This is a genomic window from Staphylococcus sp. HMSC13A10 (genome assembly GCF_001808005.1).
Taxonomy (GTDB): domain Bacteria; phylum Bacillota; class Bacilli; order Staphylococcales; family Staphylococcaceae; genus Staphylococcus; species Staphylococcus pasteuri.
In genome coordinates this window covers 20,602-47,183 of sequence record NZ_KV791863.1, presented here as the reverse complement: position 1 = coordinate 47,183, position 26,582 = coordinate 20,602, and the positions used below count along the sequence as shown (strand labels likewise).

Below are 26,582 nucleotides of genomic sequence, written 5' to 3'. Positions count from 1 at the left end.
CTCCCTTCATTATTTATTATATAATTTATGAATATTATACAATAAATCGATAATGAAAGAGTGTTCTCAGAGGAATTACTTTTATTTTATTTAATTCAATATTAAGTTTAATATTCTTTCATGATTTTATTTACTTGATAAACATACATAAATCCACCAAATACAATACCCGCAATAATGGCAGTAATAATTTCCATACCCCATTGAATACTTGTATGCTGTAAATATTTTATGATTAAACCTAAGAGAAACATAGCACTTCCGAAGTAAAGCATCAAAATCACACTTTTAATTCGATATTTATTCACTAATTTTTTATATTCTTCTGGTGAATAAACTTTATCTTTATTTAGTTCATCAGATTTTGTTTTATATAACAATACGCCATTAATTATAAAAAAGAAAATGAATAGTAATATTGTATTTAATGAAATTGTTTGGTGATACGCATCAATGATTAGGTTAGACAGTAACAAAATAGGCATACCAATATAAGTAATTATAAATGTAGTAGCCAATTTTTGATTTAAAAGTGTTCTCTCCCTTTCATCTTTTTCAGTTGATGTATTAGTAATCCAATTTAATAACTTTTCATTCAACTGACTCATATGAATACCCCTTTCAACTAGTAATTTTAGTATATGTCTAATATATATGACACATGTATTAATGTCAAATATAAATGACATTAGTACTTAATTGTATTCATTTAACATAGAACATTGTATGATGTTGTTAGCAATATAATATAAAAGACTAAGGAGCAGTTTTATGACTCAATTATCACCCTATTTAGCATTTCCAAACACTAAAGAAGCTTTAAAATATTACGAAGAAGTATTTGGTGCGACGAATATTAAACGTTTAGAAGTTGGAGAAGATCAAGCAGAACATTTTGGAATGACAAAAGAACAAGCTAAAGAAGCAACTATGCATGCAGAATTTGAAATTGTTGGTGTGAAAATTTTAGGTGCAGATTCATTTGAACGTATTCAACCAAATAATAACGGTATTTCATTATTAATTGATTTTGATGTTAATGATAAAGAAGAAACTGAAAAAGTAGAAGCTTTCTACGATAAAATTAAAGACCATGAGTCTATCACTATTGAACTACCATTATCAGAACAATTTTGGGGCGGTAAAATGGGCGTCTTCAACGATAAATATGGCGTAAGATGGATGTTACATGGTCAAGATTATAATGCGATGCAACAATAAAAAGTAAATTTAAAAAAGGGAGAGGTATTATTTAAAAATAAAGTTACCTCTCCTTTTTATTATTTCTCTCGTTGTATTATTGTAGCTGGGCCGTTATTGACAATATCATAAAAATATTGAATCAATTCTTCTTTCGATATACGGTTAGGATCCTCTACCCAATGACGTATAAATGAAAGCCCCGCTCCAGATACATAACTCATAAAATAAGAAAATGGTATGTTACCAATTTTATTATTGTCGTTTTTAAAATGATTTAAATGTCCTGTGATAAGTTCATATAGCTTCTCATGCAAATTGGAATCCTTACCAATATTAAACATAAGTTGATAAAACGACATATTCTCTTCTATATTACCAATTAAAAACTCCATAATCGTACGTATATTATCAGCTGATATTGCTTTATTACTATATACATCATTTTCTTCAATAAATACTTTAATTTCTTTAACCTGCTCATCTTCCATTTGTTCTAATAAATCATATTTATCTATGTAATGCGTATAAAATGTACTACGATTGACGTCTGCTAAATCTGAAATTTGTTGAACTGTAATTTGTTCTAATTCCTGTTTATGCAATAAATCGATAAATGCTTGTCTGATTGCTTGCTGTGATTTTCTAATGCGTCGATCTTGCGGCATAATGTCACATCCTTTATCTCTATACAACAATTATACGTTGTTTGTTGGTTATTACACAAATTAAGGACATTGATGATTGGAATTCTGATTATTACCTCTTATCATGAAGGTGTAAAGAAAAAGAAATCATGTAAAGGATGATTCATATGACAAGCAAATTATTAGGAAATCCAAAATTAACTGTTACAGATGTTAACGATGTCAAAGAAGGTTTAAATCATATTGTTGTAGATAGTGTACAATTTGGTAATCAAGAAATGATTATGGAAAAAGACGTTACTGTAGAAATGAAAGATGGCGAAAAATTATATGTGAATATTTTCCGTCCTAACAAAGAAGGTCAATTCCCAGTAGTGATGTCTGCAGATACGTATGGTAAAGATAACAAACCAAAAATAACTAATATGGGGGCTAATTGGCCAACATTAGGTGCTATACCTACTTCAAGCTTCACGCCTGAAGAATCACCAGATCCAGGTTTCTGGGTACCTCAAGATTACGTTGTTATCAAAGTTGCTTTACGAGGTAGTTCAAAATCTAATGGTGTCTTATCTCCATGGTCAAAACGTGAAGCAGAAGATTACTATGAAGTGATTGAATGGGCTGCACAACAAGAATGGAGTAATGGTAATATCGGAACTAATGGTGTGTCATACCTTGCAGTTACGCAATGGTGGGTTGCGTCATTAAATCCCCCTCATTTAAAAGCTATGATTCCATGGGAAGGTTTAAACGATATGTATCGTGAAGTTGCTTTCCACGGCGGTATTCCAGATACAGGATTCTATAGTTTCTGGATTCAAGGAATCTTTGCGAGATGGACAGATAATCCAAATATTGAAGATTTAATTCAAGCTCAAAAAGACCATCCATTATTCGATGATTTCTGGAAACAACGCCAAGCACCACTTCATCAAATCAAAACACCTATCTTAGCTTGTGCAAGTTGGTCAACTCAAGGTTTACACAATCGTGGTTCATTTGAAGGATTTAAACAAGCAAGCTCAGAAGACAAATGGCTATATATCCATGGTCGTAAAGAATGGGAAAGCTATTATGCTAGAGAAAATCTTGAACGTCAAAAAGCGTTCTTCGATTATTACCTAAAAGAAGAAGATAATGATTGGAAAGACACACCAACTGTCACTTATGAAGTAAGAGACCAATTCTATAGAGGTGAATTCAAAACAGCAACATCATTCCCATTACCAAATACTGAATATACTCCTCTATATTTAAATGGTAAAGAATTAACATTAAATCAAAATGCTGTCTCTGAAGAAAATACAACTAGTTATGATTCTGAAAATGAACAAGACGAAGTACGCTTCAGTTATACATTTGATAAAGATACAGAATTAGTAGGTAATATGAACTTAAAATTATGGGTAAGTACAGATGATACAGACGATATGGATTTATTTGCAGGTATTAAAAAATTAGATCGTCGTGGTAATGAAGTGCACTTCCCTGACTTTAACCATATTGAAAATGGTCAAGTTGCAACTGGTTGGTTACGTGCTTCACATCGCGAATTAGATCAAGAAAAATCAACCATTGCTCAACCTTGGCATACACATGAACAAGAATTAAAACTTAATAATGGTGAAGTCGTTCCTGTAGAAATTGAACTTCTACCTTCAGGTACATTATTTAAACAAGGCGAAACACTAGAAGTTGTCGTCAAAGGAAGCGAAGTAGTAAAAGGTAATAGTACACCAGGTATGAGTACACGTTATGAACATAACGAAACAGTAAATAAAGGACATCATCATATTCACACTGGCGGACAATACGATTCTCAACTAATCATTCCCATAACAAAATAAATATATTAAAATGACCACTCAAAAGGATTGCTCCTTTTGGGTGGTCATTTATTATTAATTACTTTCTGGAACTTTTAGTATCCAGAACCTACTTTTTCTCCGTCTTCATCATATTCAGTTACATAACCGTCATCTGAATCTACAGTATATGAACCTGCTAAATCACCATCTTTATCTTCAAATGAGAATCCCCATTTGCCATCATCTGTTTTTTCAGGTTCTTTGTACGTATATTCATCTGTATCTAATGTATGTCCTTCATATGACTCAACTTTGTCGATAACGTTATCACGAGTTACTTCTTCTGAATCACTGTCGCTGTCACTATCATCGTCATCATCATCGTCTGATTCCATTTTCTTATCGTAATAATCATCTATAGCGTCTTCATCAAATTTGACTGTTACGTCTGATACGCCATTATCTTCTTCACTAGCACTTGAAACATTTACAGAACTTGATTTAAATGTTTCACCTTCTAAAGTACCTTGTGCATATACGATGACATCTTCGTCAGGATCATAAGGACCAAATGTATCAGATTCATCGCCTTCATTTTTATCGTTCACATAGATGTTAATATCATCTAACATTGAACCACCTTCAGTAGTTACGTTGAATCGCTTTTGTCTAAATGATTCTTTCGCAATACCGTCTTCCTCACTCATAGTAATGTTAATCGCACCATCGAATGTTTTACCTTCCATTTTCTTAGAGGCCTTTAAATTATAATCTCCAATTGGGAACGTGCCCATTGGTTTACTTTCAGCTTCATCAACAGAAAGATGATGTTTTTCCCCATTAAATTTATAAGTAATATCACCGGTATCAGTAGGTTCAATATATACCTTTTTTTGTGGAATATTGAATTTATAGTTATTAAAGAATAAATATTTTTTGCCGTCTTTTTCAATATTTAATACATTATCATCGTCTGTATTAACAGATAAACTATGATATTTACCATGCTCAACTTCTTTCGTATTACTTTCAATTTGGTTTGCTACGTTAGTTAAGTCGCCTTCAGCCTTGAGGTAATTTAAATAAGCACGTGCTTCTTGTTCACTCAATTTATTATCTGCTGAAGTCACTTGTTTAGCTAGACCTTTTGCATCATCTTTCTTAACTGCATGTGCGATTTGGTCTGCTTGTTTTTCAGGTGAAAATTGATGTTTTAAAATCGCAAAGATAGCAATTAACATTGCTAAAACAACTGCAAATATAACAATGATTAATATTGTTTTTTTCTTACTTTTCTTCGGTTGTGGTTCATATTGTTGATACATAGATGCATTATTATAACCTTGGTTATGTTGTTGTGAATGAGTATGATTGTGAGAATTTTGTTGTGAATTCTGAGATGCGTTAACTGGTGCCCCACAATTAGTACAAATTTTAACGTCTTGGCGTAAGGGTTTACCGCAATTACTACAATATTTCATTAATAACCACTACCTCCACCGAATAAGTTATTAAAGAATGAATCTCTTGTTTCATCAAATGATTCTAAAATACTTGAAAGTGTTACTTCTCCGAAAATTCTCATCAAGATAAAAATAACAATTAAGTAAATAACAATACCATAAAAACTTGAAAATCTAGTAAAGTTAATACCACTATATTTTGCAATTAAATATACACCAGAAGCTACAAGTATAACGAAAGATAACATTAAGACAACCATGCCAAATGTGTATGCTTCCATAACTAATAGAATGATAGATACAAGTAACATTGCAACTGTGACACTATTAATTAATATGAAATCAGAAAATACCTTTTTAAATGGTATCGCTTGAACTACAACTAATCTTGTCATTCCGAATATTGTACCTACAATTGCAGCTAAAAGAATAATTAAGCTAATAATAATAGAGAACACGATTTTGGATTCTGAAGTAAATAAAGATACTTCTTCTGGAATAGCTAAGAAAAGAATGATTGCAAGTACGATTAATCCAATTGCTAATAGTGAACCTAATAATTTAAAACTGAATGTATGAGTACTTTTAATCTCTCTATCAGGATCTACAAAAGCACTTTTGAAGAAACCTTTACTTTCTTGAGTCACTTCTTTAGCTTGTTCACTAAACTGATTTGTTTGTTGTTGATACTGATGTGGTTGTTGTTGATACTGTTGATTTTGATTATAGTTTTGATATTGATTCTGGTATTGGTTCTGATTTGGATTTTGATTCTGGTTTGGGTTTTGATTTTGATTTTGGTATTGCTGTTGTGTGTTGTTAGGTTGTGAGTGTTGGTATTGATTGTGATTTGCGTGAGTTTCTGCAGATGCATTACTTTGATTCATTGATTGTGATTGTTCATGTGAGGCATTGCTAGTAGAATTCATTGTGCTATTATGAGTTGATTGAGTGGCCTGTTGTTTATTTGAGTGAGAATCAGCTTGTTTAATATCGTCCTCTGCTGATGTAACTGCATTAGATTGACGATTAACTTTTGTGCCGCATTCTCCACAAAATACATCATCTTGTTCGATTTGATGACCACAATTAGGGCATTTCATAATGGTACCTCCAGTATTTTATTGTTTATCTTTGCAAATTATAACATTTTATTTATGTTGTTTTCTATGAAATTTCAAATATTTTTAAAAACCTTTAATAAAGTTTGTTATATTTTTAGATATATCAAATACCTTAATAGATATTTTTACTAAAAAAATATTTTTTAATAGATAGTAAGTAATTGGTGATACAATTATTACTAATATAAAAAGCGTTTTATTTTTTAATTTAAAGTCACACAAAAATACGATGTATTGTAAATAAAAAAGCTAGTAAACGAGGTTTTGATAAACTCATTTACTAGCCATTTTTCTAAAAGATATGTCCCAGGTTCTTAATTATTATTATTTATTTTTATGTATTTTCTTATTTAGTTGAGGATCAGATTTACTAAACACTTCTGCTTCATTAAATGTAAGAACAACATTAACAGGACTTTCATCACTATTAATAGATGGTACATTCACTTCATTTGATTTAAATGCTTGGTTCCCTACATAACCTACACCATAAACAAGCAAGTCATCTTCTCCACTAAAAGGTCCATAAGTAATATAGTCTTTTAATCTACCAACATTTTTATCATTAATAACTAAATCCATTTTATTAAACATATAACTATTTTTAGTTGTTACTTTAAATCGTTTTTCACTAAAATCTTCTTTAGCTAAAGTACCATATTTTTTCAAACTAAAAATAATATTACCGTCATATGTACGATTTCCGATTTTTTTAGTCGCGTCTAATTTATATTCACCTAAAGGTACAGCATTTAAACTAACGATATGACCTTTTACTAAACGTACATCATACTTTTTGTTATTTAAACGATATGTCAATTTACCATTATCCTTAGCATCTAATGTAAAGTTAAATCGTGGTATTTCAAATTGAAAGTTTTTAAACAAACCGAATAAATGAATCTGTTGATGTATCGTTAAGATTGTTACTCCTTCTAATTCAACATCTTGTGTTTTAACTTTATTTTGTTTTAAATGATATGCTGCAGATGTTAATTGATGTAAGAATTTTTTATTACCACCAAATGAATTAATTAAAGATAAATATGCCTTAGCTTCTTCATTTGCTAACTGTTGATTATTGGATATTACTAATTCAATCAATTGGTCCGTATTTTTATGATCGATTGCATCTGAAAATAATTGAACCTTTTTATCTAGTGCGTTTTCTAATCTATAGAAAGATAAAATACTAATTAATATGATCGTCATCAAACAAAGTACCAGTATTATAAGTGACAATGGTTTTTTAGGTTTGCGAAATCGATACCTTTTAGACGCACGAGAAAAATGAATTTGATGCGAATATCTTTCTGTATATTGTTTTGCAGCTAACATAGAATGATAACATCTTGTGCAGTAATCATTATTAATATACATAGGTTTCTTGCATTGTTTACAGTAAGCCATTAAAACCACTATCCCATAATTTCATAAGATAATCGTTGATTAATTGTTCTATAATCATATGACCTAATAAATAAACTAAAATTGTCATTACCAATTGATAGATAATGATACTATATATGCTTGCGATTTTTGTACTATACATAACACTATATTTAGCCAAAATATATGACGGTGAAATGATATATAACAAAACACTAGCAACAACTAAGATAATGATAGCTAATTTTGTTACGCCTAGTATAGCTAATATCAATCCTATTAATAATGTTATGACTGAAAACGTATTAACGACAATGAAATCAGACACGACCTTGTGAAGTTGGACTTTCGTATTTAAACTTATTTTCAAAACACTATACAACACGCCAATTGATAAAGTTGTACTACCTAACATTGTCATCAATATATAGAAAGTTATCTTTAAAGGTGAGCTGCTTGCCATAAATAAAAATAAATCTGAAGATAAAATGATTATTAGTAAAGTACTCAACAACGTTCCTATACATACTAATGATAATAAAAAACGATAATTAAATGTGACTTGATTCTCAAAAATATCATCCACAGATTTAAATACATGGGTGAAGAATTTTTTACCTTCAATTTGTAAATCTTTAAAGAAATATTCCATCGATGACATATTATCATCTGTTATTTCTTCAACAAATGAGTCATTTTCTTCAAGTGTAGATCGCTTTCTCGTTGTTTGATGAACCGATGTCGTCTTTTTATATAATTGACGTTCATTATTAACATCATCTTTTTTCTGAGATTGCTTTGAAGTACTTTGAAGTTGTTGGTCCTCTGTCATTGTAGATGCTGTTGGAACGTTTTGTCTCGCTTCATCTGGTTTAATTATTTCTGCACCACATTGAACACAAAATCGATCTTCTGGTTGATGATTCTGACCACAATTAAGACATTTCATGAATTTTTAATTCCTCCACTATAACTATTTAGATAGATTATATTACATTTCAACACCCTATTCTATATTATTTTTATTTTATTTATTAATATTTAAAAAGTCCTAACAATAAATTATACTAATTTGTTAGGACTTGCATTTATATATTTAATTATCACTGTTATAAAACAATTGTGTTTTCTTTTTCATGTATCATTTCAATGATGTCATTATGTTCATTCAATACAGCTACTTTTGGTGCATGATGCTTAATTTCTTCTTCATTTAATTGAGCATAAGTCATAATTATAACTACATCATCTATTTCAACTAAGCGAGCTGCAGCACCATTCAAGCAAATCTTACCAGTACCTCTTTCACCAGCAATGACATAAGTTTCAAAGCGCGCACCGTTATTATTATTTACGATTGCAACCTTTTCATTTGGTAATATATCAACCGCTTCTAAAATATCTGAGTCAATCGTGATACTTCCAACATAGTTTAAGTTAGCTTCTGTCACCCTTGCTCTATGAATTTTAGAATTCATCATTGTTCTTATCAACTTATTCAGCTCCAATTATTATATTATCTATCAAACGTGCTTTTGAAAATTTAACGGCTAATGAAATAAAGATTTGACCTTCAATTTTAGTTTGTTCTTCTAACTCTGGATAACTATAGATAGCTACTTCATCTACTTGACCGCTTGTGTAATCAAGTAAATATTGAGTAATTTCATCTATAATAACTGAACTATTGCGTTCTCCATTATTATATAATTCACGTGCTAATTTCAAACTCTTACTTAAATGAACCGCTTCTTGTCTTTCCTCTACTGTTAAGTAAACATTTCTTGAACTTTTTGCTAATCCATCTTTTTCTCGAACAATATCCACACCTATAATTTCAATTGGATGATTAAAATCTTTGACCATTTTTTCTACAATTGCTAGTTGTTGCGCATCCTTTTTACCAAAGTAAGCATAATCTGGACTTACAATATTAAACAATTTATTAACTACAGTTACAACACCTTCGAAATGTCCCGGACGTTGTGCACCTTCAAGTACATGTGCTAATTTACCAATTTTAAGTGTTACACCTAGTTCATCAAGATACATTTCTTCTACACTTGGATAAAACACATAATCAACATCAATTTGTTCTATCATTTCAACATCTTTATCAATTTGGCGAGGATATGCATCAAAATCTTCATTAGGTCCGAATTGTAGTGGATTAACAAAAATACTCACTACAGTTACATCATTAAATTCTGATGATAATTCCATCATTTTCAAATGACCTTCGTGTAAAGTACCCATAGTAGGTACAAAACCTATCGTTTGTCCGTGTGTCTTATATTCTTTAGCAATATTTTGCATTTCACTTACCGTTGTTATCACTTTAGTCATTGTTATTTACCTCACTCATAATTTTTTTCTTATACGTGTGTGTTTCAGAGGGAAATGCGCCTGATTTAACTTCTTCATTATACTGTTTTAAACCATTAATACCAATTGAAAAGTCACTATATTGCTTAACAAATTTTGCATGACGTTCAACACCATAGTTGAGCATGTCATGATAAACCAATACTTGCCCATTAGTGTCTTTTCCTGCACCGATACCTATGACTGGAATCGACAATTTTTCACTAATTACTTGGGCAAGATCACTTGGTATTGCTTCAAGAACTAATGCAACTGCACCCGATTCTTCCATAAGGCGAGCATCTTCAATTAATTGTAAAGCTGCTTCTTTAGTACTACCTTGTAATTTGTATCCTGTTACGCCTACACTTTGTGGTGTTAAACCTAAATGAGCTACAACGGGAATACCCATTCTAGTCGCTTTTTTTATAAACGTTGCTAAATGTGCACCTTCCGCTTTAATCGCATTTGCGTTCGTTTGTTGGTATAAATCTAAAGCATGTTGTAAATCCAACTCATCACTGATACCAACCGTACCAATTGGCATATCTACGACTACAAACGTGTCTGGCGCTCCACGACGTACGGCTTTTGCGTGGTGTATCATATCATCTATTGTAACTTGAACTGTACTTTCGTAACCTAACACAGTCATCCCTAAGGAATCTCCTACTAGTATCATATCTATATTTGCTTGTTGTGCTTGTTTTGCACTAGGAAAATCATAAGCAGTAACCATTGAAATTTTGTTACCTTTTTGTTTCATTTCAATTAACTGAGCTAAAGTTTTCAATTCAATTCATCCTCAATTTCCTATATTATTAGCAATAGTATAATGAATCTAATCAAGAAAGGAAAGCATAAATATTATGACAATTGGTGTTATTGGTCCTGGAGCTGTTGGAACGACTATAGCTATTGAATTACAAAAGAAATATCCTGACACTTTATTAATTGGTAAAAAAAGACAAGAATTACATTATTTCCCAGAATATGAAAAAGAAGCAATCACAATGTCTGTTACACCTTATCAGAATATAATTCAACCTCTTGATGTACTATTCATTGCCGTTAAAACATACCAACTAGATTCTGTACTTTCAAAATTATCTTCAATCATACATGAAAATACATTAATTATCCTTGCTCAAAACGGATATGGATATCTAGAGAAAATTCCTTATGAACATGCATATCAAGCTGTAGTCTATATTAGTGGTCAGAAAAACAATAATAATATCGTGCATTATAGAGACTATTGTCTTCATTTGAAAAATACACCAAGAACACGACAATTACAAAAGTTAACTAACAAAACTAAAATTGAAATAATACTTGAAGATAATATTGAACAAAAAATATGGTATAAACTATTAGTCAATTTAGGAATTAATTCAATAACAGCAGTAGGTCGTGATACAGCTAAAATTTTGCATTCAGCTCATATTAAACATATTTGTAGAGAAATTATTTCAGAGGGTATTACAGTAGCAAATGCTGAGGGAATCACTTTTGATGAAAGCACGCTAAACTCTATTATGACAATATATGAAGGTTATCCTGATCAAATGGGAACAAGTATGTATTACGATATCATGTCTGATCGGCCTTTAGAAATGGAAGCAATACAGGGCTATATATACAATAAGGCACGACAACATCAATTACATACGCCTTATTTAGATACTATTTATTCATTTTTATCTAGCTATCAACAACGTATTATTCAAAATTCAAGTTCACAATAATTTATTTTTATAGACAAACAAAAAACTGAGACGTGATCTATCACGCCTCAGTTTTACTATAATTATTCAGCTTCTCTTATTTCATCTGCAATATCTTTATAATCAATATCAGCATTTGTAAATGTTTCATCATATGATGGGAAATGTTGTTCAAATGTTTCGAAGTTTTGTATTTCAACTTTAACGTCTTCGACTTCAAAGTCTAATACGTGACCACCAAAGTTACGATCATCGTTAGCAAAATGAACATGGAAACCTGCTGAACCTACACCATGGAATAATTCTGGTGTAAAGAAACCAACTACAGAACCTTTGATATTCGTTTCAGTTTGTTCAGGTTGTCTACGTGCTGAATCAATTAAACGAGTATACGGTGGTTCTTGACCTGGCATCATACGTACATGCATTTTTTTGAAAACTCCAGAAATTTTTACTGCTGAGAATAAATTTTCACTAAGCATTTTTTCTTTCACTTCATTAAAGACCGCTTCAGATGATTTATCTTTAGTTTGATAAGTCGTATCTGCTGTGAATTTTGCTACTGTAGCATAAGGTGTTAATTCATCGCCTTTTAATTCAACAAATTCTTTATGTTCATTAGCATGATAAGCTTTACCATCAATAAATATTACTTCCCCATTAGAACCAGTAAGTGTTGCTATTCCTAAATCACCATGTTCTAATAGTTCATTAATTGATGCAGTCCCTTTTAGTAATCCTGCCATCAATGTTCCTAATGTACCGTGTTGGTATAAGACATTAGTCATAAACAATTTCACTCCTAATTCGTGTTCATCTTTATTAGTTAAATGCGTCAGGTAACATGTTTGTTGAAAGCTTCATGTTATCTTTATAGTTAACTGGAATATCAATCAATACTGGACCATCAGTGTCATATCCTTCTTTGATAGCTGCTTCTAGTTCTTCTTGGTTAGTGACACGTATTCCTTTAGCACCAAATGCTTCGGCATATTTTACATAGTCAACTGAACCAAAATCTACACCTGATGAACGTTCATATTTCATTTCTTCTTGGAATTCGACCATATTATATTTACCATCATTCCAAATTAATTGAATGATATTTAAATTTTTACGCACGGCTGTTTCTAAATCTTGTGCTGAGAATAAGAAACCACCATCTCCAGCAACTGAAACAACTTGTGTATTTGGTCTTACAAGTGCAGCTGAAATAGCCCAAGGTAAAGCAACACCTAATGTTTGCATACCATTACTGAATAGTAAATGTCTTGGATTATAGCTTCTGAACTTACGAGCCATCCATATATAGTGACTACCTACGTCCACTGTCACAGTTGTATCATCAGTCAGCATTTTTTGCATTGATTCGATAATTTCGATTGGATGTAACACACCGTCTTCATGTGTTGCTTTAATACCAGTTTCTTCAATAATATGCGCTCTTAATTTTTCTAATTCATCTAAATGTTGTTGATTAATAAATGGTTCATCAACTTTGTTAGAAATGATTTCAATTGTTCCTGCAATATTACCAATTAATTCTTTCATTGGTTGCATATAATTAGTAATTTCTGCTGGAATTTCATCAATATTGATAATTTTAGTATCTAATTCTTTATTCCAGTTACTTGCTTCATATTCAATTGGATCATAACCTATTGTAACTACTAAATCACTTTTACGAAGTAATTCATCACCAACTTGGTTACGGAACAATCCTACACGACCAAAGAAATGATTTTCTAATTCACGACTAATCACGCCAGCACCTTGGAACGTTTCTACAACTGGTAAATTGGTTTTTTCAACTAATTTACGAATTGCGTTCGTTTCGTTAGCACTTGAACTTCTCATACCAGCAAGTAAAACAGGGAATTCAGCATTTTTAATCTTTTCAATCACATCATTAATATCTTGTTCACTTGGAATACCTAGACTAGGTTTTTCACAATGTGCGATTGCTTTAGATTGAACTGGTGCTGAAATGACATCTTGCGGAATACTAATAAAGCTTGCACCATTTTTACCTGATGTCGCTGTTCTCATTGCGTTTGTCATAACTTCTGATAAAGATTCAGGATCTTGAACTTCTTCACTATATTTTGTTGAATATTTTAATAAAGCAGCATTGTCGATACTTTGATGTGTTAAACGAAGTAAGTCATTACGTTTAACTTGTCCTCCTAATGCTAATACGGGATCTCCTTCAGATGTTGCTGTTAATAATCCAGTAGTCAAGTTACTCACTCCTGGACCACTTGTAACAAGTGCGACACCTGGTTTACCAGTTAATCGTCCTATACCTTGTGCCATCATTGCCGCGTTTTGCTCGTGACGCGTTACAATAAGTTCTGGTCCGTCGTCTTCCAATACATTGAATAAATAATCAATTTTTGCACCTGGAATACCAAATACGTACTCAATACCATTATTTTTAAAAGTATCAATTACCATATCGGCTGCAGTATATTGTTTGTCTGCCATGCTATTCATTTCCTTCCATTTTTCACATATTTATTTTATCGTGACGATAACATCAGTGTGAAAATGATTCCCCATTACTTGATAAAATATTTAAAGTATATTCTGATAGATTAATCTAAAAGATGTTTCACTGAATCATAAGTTGTTTCTAATGCTTCAACAGATTGTTTGAATAATTCTTTTTCATGATCGCTTAAAGGTGTTTCATAAACCTTGCTTGCACCATTTTCATTGATTAAAGTTGGTACACCAACATATACACCATTAAATCCATATTCACCATTCAATTGTGAAGATACAGTTAATACATTGTTTTCATTATTTAATAATGCTTTTGAAATTCTTAATAATGCTAGTGCAATACCATAATAAGTTGAACCTTTAGCTTGAATGATTTCATAAGCAGCATCTCTTGTTTGTTCATAAATTTCTTGTGCTTTAGCTTCGCTACCAGTTTGTTCTTTAAGTGTGTCATAAACTGAAATACCAGCAATGTTGGCTTTTGACCATACAGCTAATTCAGAATCACCGTGTTCACCAATAATTGAAGCGTGGACACTTGCAGGTGCTACATTCAATTCTTTACTAATTAAATATCTAAGTCTTGAAGAGTCTAATACTGTACCTGAACCGATAACGCGTTCAGCTGGTAATCCAGTTAACTCTTTAACATAACGAGTTAAGATATCTACTGGATTTGCAGCGATTAAGAAGTAACCATCAAAACCACTATCCATAATACTAGTTACAATATCTTTCATGATTTTTGTGTTTTTCTCTACTAATTGTAAACGTGTTTCACCTGGTTTTTGTGGTGCTCCAGCTGTAATTACAACTAAATCTGCATCATTACAATCACTATATTCTCCAGCTTTAACGACAACTGGTGAATCACTATGAAGTGCGCCGTGGTTTAAGTCTTGAACGTCAGCATTAACTTTATCTTTAGCAATATCGATAATTACGAATTCATCTGCAACACCTTGAGTTACCATTGCAAATGCATAACTAGATCCTACTGAGCCATCTCCAACTAAAACAACTTTTTTACCAAATTTTTTCATATCGAAAAACTCCTTCATTTTTGATGAGACTGAATACAAAGCATATGTTATCGCCTCATACATATATTTAATTACATATAATCCACTTTCATTTTAAATATACTTTATTAATATTTGTGTGTAAACATACAAGGGTTCAAATGATGTTAACGTCACTAATTTGTTGGTTTTAAGTTCCCTACGCACTTAATTATAGTAGTTTGTTAAGTATTAATAAAATACATAATTTCGATTAATAACATTCCAAAAAGGAATAGGTTTGATATAGAAAAAAGTAATAGAAAAAATACTTCAATGTACATGTCCATTAAAGTATTTTTTACTGTTCTGATATTAAATTAAATGTCTATTTCGTTCTTAAGTCTTTTATAAATTGAATCCATTCACGTGTTACAAAATTAAGATATGCATCTCTTCTCCAAATTAAACCTAGATGCCATGATAAATCTGCATTTTCTAATTGTAATGCTTTTACATTATCTCCCATTAAACGAACTAAACTCTCTGGTACCACGCTAATTCCGATACCTTGACTAATCATATTCGCTATAAAACTAATTTGAGATATATTAGCTACAGTCTTAGGATAAAATCCTAGTCGCTTACAGTTTTCAATAATTTGATCTTTAAGATAATAATCATCATGGAACAATACAAATTCTTCCTCTTTAAGTTCAGCTAAATCGACTTTTTCTTGTTGTGCTAGTGAATGATTTTTACTAACCACTAACAATAACTCTTCATTATATAGTGAAACTGAATGAAATAATGATGCATCGACAGGTAACGTCGTAATTCCAATATCTACTTCATCTGTTTCTGTGAGGTTCTCAACTATTTTACCTCCACCTTCCATGACTTCATAAGTCACTTTCGGATATAACTGGTGAAATTGATTCAAACTATCAGTAAATAATTGAACATTCATCATTGGTGACAAGGCTATTCTAATATGTCCTTTTTGCACATTCATGACATCATTCATCTCTAATGATAGTTTTTCAAATAACGCTAAAAATTCTAAACTGTTATCATAAAATGTCTGACCAATATCTGTCAGTTTGATTTGCTTTTGAGAACGATCGAATAATGTTATATCGTATTCATTTTCTATACTTTTGATTGCTTTACTTATCGTTGACTGTGCGATATATAGATGTTCTGATGCTTGTGTCATACCACCACGTCTGACTGTTTCAACAAAGTATTTGATTTGTTTTATTTCCATAGCTTTTACCTCTTAAATTAAAGTTTAGTAGTTATTCAGCTGTATGTTCTCTTCTATAAATTAATGAACTGTAAAATATAAAAATGACTATCAATATTGTTGCCGCAACTAATATGGCATAAGTTCCTAAAAATAGTTGAACTTCTGCTGAGACGATGGCACCAATAATAAAGCTTAATACTATTCTAATGTAAAGTTGAGCCTTTCTCAATTGAGCCTTATCCCTATTTAACATATACTCACTCAATGCAATGACACCATTCTTAATGTTTCCTGTAGAGAAGGTATTATTATATCCTTCACCCTCAATTTTACTAAAAGATGTTGTAAGCATTGCCATACCAAATGCTAGTGGAGGGAGAATATATAAATTTGAAACAGAAGTAGGTAAAAACCCGACAATAATACAACTTAATGTGATAGGCACTAAAGATACTAATCTCCAATATCGTGTTGCCATTTGATGATGGATTAAAGAGACGAACATGACACCAACCATAAATGAAATGACTGACGAAATTTTTAACATTCCTCCATTTAAATCACTATGTGATAACTCTGACGCAAGAAATATAATATTTCCTGTTTGTCCGGCTGCCAGTGTGCCACCTCTAGTTAAGAAGGTATATGCATCAATGTATCCGCCTACAAAGGTAAGAAGTACGGCAATTTCTTTACTTTGATATATATTTTCTCTAATAAATTTTTCTAAAGCCACATTTATCGCCTCTATTTTTTTACTTTTAAAATATTAAAACGTGATAATCTTTATTTTATTGATAAGTTCAATATAACTCTATTGTAAAGAATAAATTGTAAAAAGCTAAAATATAGTTCACATTTATTAAAAAAAATACTTTTTATAGAGTTATTTTCTGTTATAATCAAGTTTATCCTTTTATATTTGAATATTTTGTCAACAATATCCTCCAATTAAAACGGAAAGTTTTAATTTTTCAGAATTTTTAGACAAAATATAAACGATTTATGCTATTATATAAATTATTAAAATGACAGTTAAATATAACTCATTTATTTACGGAGGTTTAGTATGTCTAGTTTTTTTAAACGTTTAACACAAAAAGAAGATCCTTCCATCTATCAAAGTAAAGATGGTCATTTAAAAAGAACTTTACGTGTTCGTGATTTTCTTGCATTAGGTGTGGGTACTATCGTTTCCACATCAATATTTACATTACCTGGGGTAGTAGCTGCGGAACATGCAGGTCCAGCAGTAGCTCTATCATTTTTATTAGCAGCTATTGTAGCCGGATTAGTTGCATTTACATATGCAGAAATGGCCTCTACAATGCCCTTTGCTGGTTCTGCTTATTCATGGATCAATGTCTTATTTGGTGAATTCTTTGGTTGGGTTGCAGGATGGGCCTTATTAGCAGAATACTTCATTGCCGTTGCATTCGTTGCATCTGGTTTCTCGGCCAATTTAAGGGGTCTAATTAAGCCTCTCGGTATAGAATTACCTAAAGCATTATCGAATCCATTAGGTAGTAATGGCGGTGTCATTGATATTGTCTCTGCCATTGTTATTATTTTAACTGCATTACTTTTATCAAGAGGTATGAGTGAAGCTGCTCGTATGGAAAATATTTTAGTAATTTTAAAAGTATTAGCTATCATATTATTTGTAATTGTAGGTTTAACTGCCCTTAACTTTAGCAATTATGTTCCATTTATTCCTGAACATAAAGTAACTGATGCAGGTGATTTCGGTGGTTGGCAAGGTATTTATGCTGGCGTATCTATGATTTTCTTAGCATATATTGGATTTGATTCAATCGCTGCTAACTCTGCAGAAGCGGTTAACCCTTCTAAAACAATGCCTAGAGGTATTTTAGGTTCTTTAGTCATTGCTGTCATATTATTTGTAGCGGTAGCATTAGTATTAGTAGGTATGTTCCATTACAGTCAGTACGCTGATAATGCTGAGCCTGTAGGTTGGGCATTACGTGAAAGTGGTCATGGTATTATTGCAGCTATAGTACAAGCTATCTCAGTTATTGGTATGTTTACTGCTTTAATTGGAATGATGTTAGCAGGTTCAAGATTGCTATATTCATTTGGACGTGATGGTTTGTTACCTGCTTGGTTAGGAAAACTTAACAACAAACATTTACCAAATAGATCCTTAGTTATTTTAACAATCGTCGCCGTTATTATTGGATCAATGTTCCCATTTGCTTTCTTAGCACAATTAATTTCAGCTGGAACATTAATAGCATTTATGTTTGTTTCGTTAGCAATGTATCAACTTAGAAAACGTGAAGGTAAAGACTTACCTGTTCCATCGTTTAAGTTACCATTGTATCCAGTATTACCAGCAGTAACTTTTATCCTTGTTCTATTAGTATTCTGGGGATTAAGTTTTGAAGCTAAATTATATACATTAATTTGGTTTATTGTTGGTATAATCATTTATCTATTTTATGGAATGAGACATTCTAAAAAAGACCGTGACGATGCATATCACTCACCTAAAAAATCTTAAAAACAAAAAAAGAGTTCCACGAAGTTTAATTCACTTTGTGGAACTCTCTTTTTTTAGATATTTTCACTATAGATTACCAACCTTGGCCCTCTATTTCATATTGATTTAATTCTCCATTATTTAATGCTTTTATCGCATTTTCAATTGTAGTTAAAGCATAATCTAACTGTTCATATGTGATAACCAATGGAGGTTGGAACCTTAATACGTTACCTGCAACTGCGATAATAACTATGCCTTTATCAAAGCAATAGTTACAAATCTTTAATGCAGCTTCTGGATCACGTGTCTTTTCTATAGAATTAGATACGACATCAATACCTATTGATAATACTATACCTCTTACATCTCCGATACAGTCGTAATCTTTTACCCATCGATCCATTGTTTGACGCACATATTTACCCTTTTCAGTGCTTGCTTCAAGTAAATGTTCTTCCTCTATCATTTCAAGGGTCGCCAATGCCGCTTCGCAACTAACAGGATTAGCACCCGTAGTAAATAAATGAGCCGGAGCTTCTAGTGTCTCCATAATTTCCTTACGGCCAACAATAGCTGACATAGGTAATCCACCAGCTAATGATTTGCCAAATGTAATTAAATCAGGTGTAAAATCAAAGTGTTCAACTGAACTCCATGTACCTGTGCGACCTAATCCCTGTTGAATATCATCTACAGCAATGAGTATGCCATGTTCTCTACAAATACTTTCTAAAGCTTTGAAATAACCTGGCACTGGCTCTAATAAACCTCCATCGCCTTGAATCGTTTCTAAAACAATACAAGCGACTTCTTCAGCTGGGACATACTTATCAAACATTTCTCGAAGTGGTGCTAAATATTCATCTACAGTATTTGAAGCGGGTTGTTCAAATAAACCTCTATAATTATCAGGAAATGGAATATGGTAAAAACCATTCAATAACGGTCCATAACTTTTTCTCATATTCAAACTAATCGCTGACATGGATAAAGCCCCAAACGTTGAGCCATGATAGGCATTAGTAAAACTAATAATATATGGTCGACCAGTATATGCTCGGGCAAATTTGATAATGCCATCATTAGCATCTGATCCTGTTAAACCGAATGTCACTCTTTTTTCGTAGTCACCTGGTGTAATATCACATAATTTTTTAGACAAACGAATCAATGGTTCATGATACATATAAGCAGGTGTGTAATGTACGAATTTGTCGACTTGTTTTTTAATTGCATCTGTTACTTTTTTTGGTGCATGCCCTACATTTTGTGAACTTGCACTAGCTAATAAATCAATGTATTCTTTGCCATCAACATCAACTAATGTTGCACCATAGCCATGATCAATGGCTAAAGGATAATATTTGATTCTTCCAGATTTAGCAAAATATTGCTCATCTTCTTTTATTAAGTCGTGCGCTTTACTCATAATCAAATCATCCTTCCATGATTGAACTTCACTTCATTACTGTTAATTAATTAGATAAAATAATATTCATTATTCCTCAGTTATAAAATGATTTCGATTTGATGATAGTACTCAATATACTAATATTTTTCAGATTTGTAAATATTTTCCGAAAATTCTAACTAAAAATAATCATAACTACTATTTATACTGAAATATTTGTGTATAAATAGTAGTAAATAGGGAAATCATTACTATCAAATAACTGTTAGGATGTGTTATTTATTTTAAAAATTTTATACCATTTTTTAAGTGCTATAATCATTTCCTTTATCTTATTAATAAGTAATGTCGTTATAGACTTATTTTTACAACATACGCACTTAACTCAATTGTTACTTAATATAGATTTTTTAACTAATCCTCAAAATGTACCAACTTGGATGGAGATAATTATTCACCTATTTATTGGTATTAGCATTTATATTGTTTTTGTGATTTTGTATTATATTTCTAAACATTTTTATCATTTAGCTTATCTACCATTAATGATTATATTTGTAATTATGTACCCTTTACTTATTAGTATTGCTCAAAGATCATTTTTCACATTTAGTTGGTTAGAATACATGTGGTGGATGATTGCACATATTATTTTCACTTTATTAATGTATATCAGTATCAGTTTCATTAGTAGGAACAATAAATATAGATAAAGCAAAAAGGTCGACGCAAATTCATGCATCGACCTTTTTTAGCTTATTTAACTTTTTCTATTCTTCGTCACCATTTTCATCATATTTAGTAACATTACCATCTTCGTCAACAATATATGATCCTGCTAGGTCACCGTCTTTATCAGTGAATGAGAAGCCCCACTCTCCATCACTATTCTTTTCTGGTTCTTTATATGTGTATGTGTCAGTATCTAATTTGTGACCTTCATAATCTTCAACTTTATCTATCACGTTATCACGCGTTACAGTTGTGTCTTCAGAATCTGAAGAACTATCACTATCATCAGAATCGTCTGATTCACTAAAATCTTGATTTTCATCAATAGGTTCTCCAAAACCTTTAACTTCTTCAGATGACATGTATTTTAACATTTTATCAATTTCGGATTGACTCGCATCATATAATTTAACTGTTTTCGCTTCATCTATAATTCTTTGTGTTTCTCTATCGGAATAACTAGGTGTAACCCATTCTTTTCCTTGGAAATGTGATGGAACATTATAAAGTGTGATTGTGCCATCATTGTTATTTTTATATACAACCTGACCTGCTGCATTAACACTCGGTAATAATACTTGAGTACCTTCTGGTAAACGAGCAGAATTTTTAGGCATGTATGGATTAACGAGCCCATTTGACGCATCTCCATGTTGGATTTCTAAATCTTCAAATTGGCTTTCTTTAGAACCTCTATAACTATCTAGCGCAGTTAACCAAACTTTAGCATAATATTCTTCAGAGTTTGTATCTTCTTGTTGTGATTTTGAATGATTTGAAGATGAATTATTTGAACTACTACTAGATTGTGAAGATTGATTGTTATTCGATTTATTATCACTGTTACTATTACTCTCACTAGTTGAGTCATCAGATACTTTAGAACTTCCTTTGTCATTGTCATTATTTCCAAAACTGCACCCTGCTAAAAGTAAAGATGCTGTTAATAAAGCCCCTGCTACCTTTTTCATTAAACAATCCCCTTTGTTATTTTTGTATATACATTACATTATAATTTTATTATAAACTACATTATTTCAAAAACATATATCCATTTACACAATAGTTGTAATTTACATAACTTTAACAATAGTATTGTTTTCAACATCAATTTAAATCGTTGTAGTCCCATCTGTATGAATTATTAAGTTCTTTAACATAACTTAAAGTTTAAGTGTTGATTACTTTAAATTAGCTTATTTATAAAAAATGGGTGGTACACTATTGATGTAAGAAATATTAAATCATTCACTAATTGGAAATGGGGTTTTCATTATGAAGAAACGCTCTATACTAGTAACAACTGTTTTAGCAACTGCTGTTCTCTTTTCAACATCATTTGCTAGTGAAGCTAAAGCTGAGGAAGTCACAACAAACAATGCCGTCCAAGTGGCAAAACAGGCTATGACAAATAGTGGTGGTAATCCCGACTTGCAAAACTTTAATCAAGTTAAAGATAAAGGACAATATTTCATCATTGGTATAAACAATAAATCTGGTGTTGGCGTTGGAACATATAAAGTATATAAAAATGGTGAAGTTGAATATAAAAGTGGTAACTTTGGAGAATATAGTACTTTAAATTCAAAAGATAATTATACTGCACAAGGTATTAGTTCAAAATCCTATAACGAAAAAGAACATGCTAAACAAGAAAATACATCTGTAGACAGTACAAAAGAGTTAAATGCTTACTATGTTGGTCATGTAAAATCAGATGAACTACCTGAATCTGGCCAAAAAGATATACTACCTAATGAAGCATTAGCTGGTATGTCACTTGTTGCAGGTACAATACTTATTAGCCAAAGACAATTAAGAAAAACCTCATAAATTCAATATATATATATGTAGAGAGTTATCGTTTTTAAAATGATAGCTCTCTATTTTTTATATAATTTCTCATTTAAATAGTGACGAATTTTTGAAAAATGCCTACTATTTTAGAACAACCTGAATAAAAAACTATGTCGTGGTATATATTATCTGTAGACAAATTCAATATATAAACGCTTATATATATAAATACATTAGGAGGTAATGTAATAATGAAATATGTAATTGTAGGTACATCCCATGCAGGTTACGAAGTTATTCAAACTATTTTAAAAGAAGATAAAAATGCAGAAATAGAAGTATTCGAAAGTGGTGACAAACCTTCATTCCTTTCTTGTGGTATTCAAAGCTATTTAGAAGATGTATCACCTTCTTTAGATTCTTTACACTATGCAAACGAACAATCATACAAAGACCAAGGTGTTAATATTCATGTTAATAGTACTGTAACGGATTTAGATACAGATAATAAAACAGTTACAGTTGAAAAAGATGGCAATAGTTCAGAAGTATCTTATGATAAATTATTCTTAAGTCCCGGTGGTAAAGCCGTTGCACCACCTTTTGATGGTATAGATAAATATAACAACGTACTATTTATGCGTGGTCGCGAATGGGCAGATCAAATTAAAAAACGCATGCCTAATGCTAAAAAAGCTGTTGTAGTTGGTGGCGGCTATATCGGTATTGAAGCAGCAGAGGCATTTGCTAAAGCAGGTATTGAAACAAAAGTTATCGATGTTGCTGAACGTATTTTAAATACCTATTTAGATTCTGAGTTCACTGATATTTTAGAACAAAATAGTAAAGGACATAACTTAGAATTTATTGGCGGCGAATCAGTAAAAGCTTTAGAAGGCGACAATGAAGGTAATGTAAATAAAGTAGTAACTGATAAAAATGAATATGAAGCGGATACAGTATTAATAGCTGTAGGTGTTGCACCCGCTACTGAATGGTTAGACGGCAAAATTAAACTAGGTAATAAAGGTATTATCGAAATTAATCATAAACAAGAAACTTCAGCTAAAGATGTTTATGCTGGTGGCGATGCTACATTAGTACCATTTGCACCTATTGAAGAAGACCGTTATATTGCATTAGCTACTAATTCAAGACGTCAAGGTGTGACTGCTGCTAAAAATATGTTAGGTCATGACGTAGAAATGCCACGTGTCTCTGGTACTTCAGGATTACAATTATTTGATTATAAATTTGGTCAAACTGGTGTTCATGGAACTGAAAAAGACAGCTATGATGGTAATTTAGGTGAAAAATATGTCAAAGAACTTATTAGACCTAAATTCATGCAAGATGAAACAGACATTCACATGAAAGTGATATTTGATGAAGATAGTCATAGAATTCTAGGTGCTCAATTAATGTCTAAAGAAGACGTCACAGAAGCAATTAATACTATTTCTATTGCAATCTCTGCTGGTTATACTTTAGAACAATTAGCAGTACAAGACTTCTTCTTCCAACCAGATTATGACCGTCCTTGGAACTATTTAAACGTATTAGCTCAACAAGCATTAAATGATACGTTCGGTAGCGATCAAATGTTATTCTAATTCAATATTATTGATTGTAAAACACCTCTTGTGGTTAATTGGCCACAAGAGGTGTTTTTAATTTCTACTTATTTTGTTTATCCTTTTGATAATCTTTATCTTGGTTTTCACCTTTTTTAGGATTAAAGTTAGCGCCTTCAGTATAGTCATTACCTGCATTCCATAATAAGAATTCATTCACACCATTGTCTTTTAAAGCTTGGACTTGATCAGATAATGCTTGTGCATCATATTCTTTATAATTTCCCTCTCCTAAATAAGAAGCAGTAAAGTCTTGAATCCAAGGTCTTGAAATTGGCTTTTTCTTACCTAATTCATCTAAAATACTATTTTCCTTTTGAATATATCTATTTACTGTTTTATATGGTTCTGTATCTGGCGCTTCTAATCCGAAATCGCCTGGACTCCAATGGGACGGATAAATCATTGAAGAAATAGCGTCAACATTTTTAGAGATTTTAGGGAAACTTTGTCCAATTCCTGGCGCATTTTTTACTAGTGCAGAATAACCAAAAACATCTGCAGATATTTTAACTTTATACGGTTTTAATTCTTTATGTGCATATTCTAAGTAATTTGTGACCGTATCTACACGTTGGTCACCTTTACTTAATTTACTGTTTTTATAATCGCCTTTATCATAATCTAATTGATCTGCTTCATTTTCAAAACCTTCAGGGAATCTAACATAATCATATTGAATATCTTGGAATCCGGCTTTTGCGGCTGCTTTTGAAATGTTTACATTATATTTCCAAACATCTTTGACAAATGGGTTAACAAAACTTTCTCCTTTGCCATTTTGCCAAACTGAGCCGTCCTTTTCTTTAAATGACCACTCTGGGTGTTCTTTAGCTAATTTAGTATCTTTAAATGTGACTATACGAGCAATGGGATAAATATCATTATCTTTCAATTTTTTCAATAATGGTTTTGCTTCTGCAATATCCATCGTATTTTTATCTATCAATTTATTACCTGTATTAAATTTCATAGTGACATTACCTTCGTCATCTTTAACATCGATAACCATTGCATTTAATTTTGCATCTTTTACATATTTAATCAATTGATCTATTTTCTCACCTTGTGTTGAATTACTCGTAACATAGATACCTTTAACACCATCTTTAGGGTATGCTACTTTATTCTTTTGGTTTGCTGTTTGTTCTGATTTATTAGTATCTTTATTATCATTGTTGCCATTATTGCTACCATTACTACAACCTGCGATAATTATTGAACTTGCTGCTAATGTCACCCATAATTTTTTATGATTCATCCCTAAACCCCTTATGTGTATTAAAAAAGATTTCTTAACCATTTTATGTTTTTAAACAATATATTAAATTAAAGAAAACTTTTCTTAATTATATATTAGCACATTGCATCATTTAATTTGTATTTTACATACATAAATTATCGGAAATAATTGTTGGTTATTTAATAATCCATAATTTCTCTGGATATTGACGTTTAATCGCTTTTATTTTTTCGTGATTTTCTTTAGGAAAGTCCCATATGTACTTTAGAAATTCTATACTCATTGTTTTAGGATTCGCACCGACATTTTTATTGGTTACAACGTGTTTGATATATCTTTTAACTGCTCTCAACATACACTTTAATCGTGTTTCTTGTAACCAAATTATTGTATCAGCCTTACACACTCTCATTTCTAAAGTATCTGTATAGTTTCCATCAATAATCCATTTATTTAACATTATTATTTTCTGAATTTCACTAATAAATTGTTGTTGGCTTATAGTTGAAATTGAATTTTTCCAAAATATGTCATCTAAATGATAAAGTGGTAAATTCATTTGATGGCTAAGTAGATTGCTTAAAGTTGATTTACCAGTTCCTGGACTACCAATGATTAGTATTCTTCTACACATCATCCCCACCACCTTTACGAACATTATTATAAGTCGATTTTTTGACTTTATACTATTATAGTGTAATTTTCTTGAAATTTATAAGTTGAATCGCTTGAGAATCAGATTAATTTTTATCATACTGTAGATGAAAGTTAAG

General features: G+C 31.3%; 25 protein-coding genes. 7 read left to right on the top strand and 18 right to left on the bottom strand.

Features of this window, described 5'->3' with window-relative positions; genetic code table 11:
* Nucleotides 1-107 precede the first annotated feature (107 nt).
* A complete protein-coding gene (locus tag HMPREF3125_RS08275) occupies nucleotides 108-608 on the bottom strand; it encodes a DUF3278 domain-containing protein (RefSeq protein ID WP_017636612.1) in 501 nt (166 codons plus the stop codon).
* A gap of 163 nt (nucleotides 609-771) precedes the next feature.
* Here HMPREF3125_RS08275 and HMPREF3125_RS08270 point away from each other — a divergent pair, with 163 nt between their 5' ends.
* Complete coding sequence (locus HMPREF3125_RS08270; protein WP_070453081.1) at nucleotides 772-1,221, top strand: VOC family protein; 450 nt, start codon at nucleotides 772-774, stop codon at nucleotides 1,219-1,221.
* A gap of 59 nt (nucleotides 1,222-1,280) precedes the next feature.
* On the opposite strand, the gene HMPREF3125_RS08265 is transcribed toward HMPREF3125_RS08270, so the two are convergent.
* Nucleotides 1,281-1,868 carry a TetR/AcrR family transcriptional regulator gene (locus tag HMPREF3125_RS08265; protein ID WP_029055960.1) on the bottom strand — a complete coding sequence of 196 codons (588 nt, stop codon included), beginning with the start codon at nucleotides 1,866-1,868 and terminating at the stop codon, nucleotides 1,281-1,283.
* A gap of 146 nt (nucleotides 1,869-2,014) precedes the next feature.
* Here HMPREF3125_RS08265 and HMPREF3125_RS08260 point away from each other — a divergent pair, with 146 nt between their 5' ends.
* Nucleotides 2,015-3,697 (top strand): CocE/NonD family hydrolase, encoded by a 1,683-nt coding sequence (locus HMPREF3125_RS08260; protein WP_070453078.1) that lies wholly within the window; start codon nucleotides 2,015-2,017, stop codon nucleotides 3,695-3,697.
* A 74-nt stretch (nucleotides 3,698-3,771) separates the two neighbouring features.
* On the opposite strand, the gene HMPREF3125_RS08255 is transcribed toward HMPREF3125_RS08260, so the two are convergent.
* The 7 genes from HMPREF3125_RS08255 to panB form a co-directional block, all read right to left on the bottom strand.
* Nucleotides 3,772-5,139 carry a zinc ribbon domain-containing protein gene (locus HMPREF3125_RS08255; RefSeq protein ID WP_070453074.1) on the bottom strand — a complete coding sequence of 456 codons (1,368 nt, stop codon included), beginning with the start codon at nucleotides 5,137-5,139 and terminating at the stop codon, nucleotides 3,772-3,774.
* Nucleotides 5,139-6,224: a zinc ribbon domain-containing protein gene (locus HMPREF3125_RS08250; RefSeq protein WP_070453072.1), complete on the bottom strand. Its 1,086-nt coding sequence runs from the start codon at nucleotides 6,222-6,224 to the stop codon at nucleotides 5,139-5,141. Before HMPREF3125_RS08250 ends, HMPREF3125_RS08255 begins: the two co-directional genes overlap by 1 nt.
* 345 nt (nucleotides 6,225-6,569) lie before the next feature.
* The gene (locus tag HMPREF3125_RS08245; protein ID WP_256278084.1) at nucleotides 6,570-7,655 is read right to left on the bottom strand and encodes a TcaA second domain-containing protein; all 1,086 of its coding nucleotides are present in this window, start codon (nucleotides 7,653-7,655) and stop codon (nucleotides 6,570-6,572) included.
* Nucleotides 7,642-8,583, bottom strand: a complete 942-nt coding sequence (locus HMPREF3125_RS08240) for a zinc ribbon domain-containing protein (RefSeq protein ID WP_070453070.1) — start codon at nucleotides 8,581-8,583, stop codon at nucleotides 7,642-7,644. The genes HMPREF3125_RS08245 and HMPREF3125_RS08240 overlap by 14 nt, the downstream gene beginning before the upstream one ends.
* A gap of 160 nt (nucleotides 8,584-8,743) precedes the next feature.
* Nucleotides 8,744-9,127: an aspartate 1-decarboxylase gene (panD, locus tag HMPREF3125_RS08235; protein WP_070453069.1), complete on the bottom strand. Its 384-nt coding sequence runs from the start codon at nucleotides 9,125-9,127 to the stop codon at nucleotides 8,744-8,746.
* Between the two features lies 1 nt (nucleotide 9,128).
* Nucleotides 9,129-9,980, bottom strand: coding sequence for a pantoate--beta-alanine ligase (gene panC / locus HMPREF3125_RS08230; protein WP_070453067.1), 852 nt, complete (start codon nucleotides 9,978-9,980; stop codon nucleotides 9,129-9,131).
* Nucleotides 9,973-10,791: a 3-methyl-2-oxobutanoate hydroxymethyltransferase gene (gene panB / locus HMPREF3125_RS08225; protein ID WP_070453065.1), complete on the bottom strand. Its 819-nt coding sequence runs from the start codon at nucleotides 10,789-10,791 to the stop codon at nucleotides 9,973-9,975. Before panB ends, panC begins: the two co-directional genes overlap by 8 nt.
* A gap of 76 nt (nucleotides 10,792-10,867) precedes the next feature.
* Here panB and HMPREF3125_RS08220 point away from each other — a divergent pair, with 76 nt between their 5' ends.
* Nucleotides 10,868-11,746, top strand: a complete 879-nt coding sequence (locus HMPREF3125_RS08220; protein WP_070453062.1) for an oxidoreductase — start codon at nucleotides 10,868-10,870, stop codon at nucleotides 11,744-11,746.
* 62 nt (nucleotides 11,747-11,808) lie between these two features.
* On the opposite strand, the gene budA is transcribed toward HMPREF3125_RS08220, so the two are convergent.
* The 5 genes from budA to HMPREF3125_RS08195 all read right to left on the bottom strand — a co-directional run bounded on the left by budA (nucleotide 11,809) and on the right by HMPREF3125_RS08195 (nucleotide 17,222).
* Entirely contained in the window at nucleotides 11,809-12,513 is a 705-nt protein-coding gene (budA, locus tag HMPREF3125_RS08215; protein ID WP_017636624.1) for an acetolactate decarboxylase, read from the bottom strand.
* A gap of 34 nt (nucleotides 12,514-12,547) precedes the next feature.
* Nucleotides 12,548-14,212 (bottom strand): acetolactate synthase AlsS, encoded by a 1,665-nt coding sequence (gene alsS / locus HMPREF3125_RS08210; protein ID WP_070453060.1) that lies wholly within the window; start codon nucleotides 14,210-14,212, stop codon nucleotides 12,548-12,550.
* 110 nt (nucleotides 14,213-14,322) lie between these two features.
* Nucleotides 14,323-15,276, bottom strand: a complete 954-nt coding sequence (locus HMPREF3125_RS08205; RefSeq protein WP_017636626.1) for an L-lactate dehydrogenase — start codon at nucleotides 15,274-15,276, stop codon at nucleotides 14,323-14,325.
* A 346-nt stretch (nucleotides 15,277-15,622) separates the two neighbouring features.
* Entirely contained in the window at nucleotides 15,623-16,504 is an 882-nt protein-coding gene (locus HMPREF3125_RS08200) for a cidABC operon transcriptional activator CidR (protein WP_017636627.1), read from the bottom strand.
* Nucleotides 16,505-16,535: 31 nt separating this feature from the next.
* Nucleotides 16,536-17,222, bottom strand: a complete 687-nt coding sequence (locus HMPREF3125_RS08195; RefSeq protein WP_017636628.1) for a YoaK family protein — start codon at nucleotides 17,220-17,222, stop codon at nucleotides 16,536-16,538.
* A gap of 333 nt (nucleotides 17,223-17,555) precedes the next feature.
* On the opposite strand from HMPREF3125_RS08195, the gene HMPREF3125_RS08190 reads away from it, so the two are divergent.
* A complete protein-coding gene (locus tag HMPREF3125_RS08190; protein WP_070453056.1) occupies nucleotides 17,556-19,010 on the top strand; it encodes an APC family permease in 1,455 nt (484 codons plus the stop codon).
* Between the two features lie 73 nt (nucleotides 19,011-19,083).
* Here HMPREF3125_RS08190 and HMPREF3125_RS08185 read toward each other — a convergent pair whose 3' ends face one another.
* Nucleotides 19,084-20,421: an aspartate aminotransferase family protein gene (locus HMPREF3125_RS08185; protein ID WP_070453053.1), complete on the bottom strand. Its 1,338-nt coding sequence runs from the start codon at nucleotides 20,419-20,421 to the stop codon at nucleotides 19,084-19,086.
* Between the two features lie 263 nt (nucleotides 20,422-20,684).
* Between HMPREF3125_RS08185 and HMPREF3125_RS13060 the strand changes: the two genes are divergently transcribed.
* Nucleotides 20,685-21,116, top strand: coding sequence for a hypothetical protein (locus HMPREF3125_RS13060; protein WP_072291833.1), 432 nt, complete (start codon nucleotides 20,685-20,687; stop codon nucleotides 21,114-21,116).
* A 57-nt stretch (nucleotides 21,117-21,173) separates the two neighbouring features.
* Here the strand turns inward: HMPREF3125_RS13060 and HMPREF3125_RS08180 are convergent, their stop codons facing one another.
* A complete protein-coding gene (locus HMPREF3125_RS08180; RefSeq protein ID WP_017636631.1) occupies nucleotides 21,174-22,106 on the bottom strand; it encodes a hypothetical protein in 933 nt (310 codons plus the stop codon).
* Nucleotides 22,107-22,410: 304 nt separating this feature from the next.
* Here HMPREF3125_RS08180 and HMPREF3125_RS08175 point away from each other — a divergent pair, with 304 nt between their 5' ends.
* On the top strand, nucleotides 22,411-22,968 hold the full coding sequence (locus tag HMPREF3125_RS08175; RefSeq protein WP_070453050.1) for a cell surface protein: 558 nt from the start codon (nucleotides 22,411-22,413) through the stop codon (nucleotides 22,966-22,968).
* A gap of 215 nt (nucleotides 22,969-23,183) precedes the next feature.
* Nucleotides 23,184-24,545, top strand: coding sequence for an FAD-dependent oxidoreductase (locus HMPREF3125_RS08170; RefSeq protein ID WP_070453047.1), 1,362 nt, complete (start codon nucleotides 23,184-23,186; stop codon nucleotides 24,543-24,545).
* Nucleotides 24,546-24,609: 64 nt separating this feature from the next.
* Here the strand turns inward: HMPREF3125_RS08170 and HMPREF3125_RS08165 are convergent, their stop codons facing one another.
* Both HMPREF3125_RS08165 and HMPREF3125_RS08160 read right to left on the bottom strand, forming a co-directional pair.
* Nucleotides 24,610-25,827: a putative glycoside hydrolase gene (locus HMPREF3125_RS08165; RefSeq protein ID WP_029055943.1), complete on the bottom strand. Its 1,218-nt coding sequence runs from the start codon at nucleotides 25,825-25,827 to the stop codon at nucleotides 24,610-24,612.
* A gap of 157 nt (nucleotides 25,828-25,984) precedes the next feature.
* A complete protein-coding gene (locus HMPREF3125_RS08160) occupies nucleotides 25,985-26,443 on the bottom strand; it encodes a P-loop NTPase family protein (RefSeq protein ID WP_029055942.1) in 459 nt (152 codons plus the stop codon).
* Between the last annotated feature and the right edge of the window lie 139 nt (nucleotides 26,444-26,582).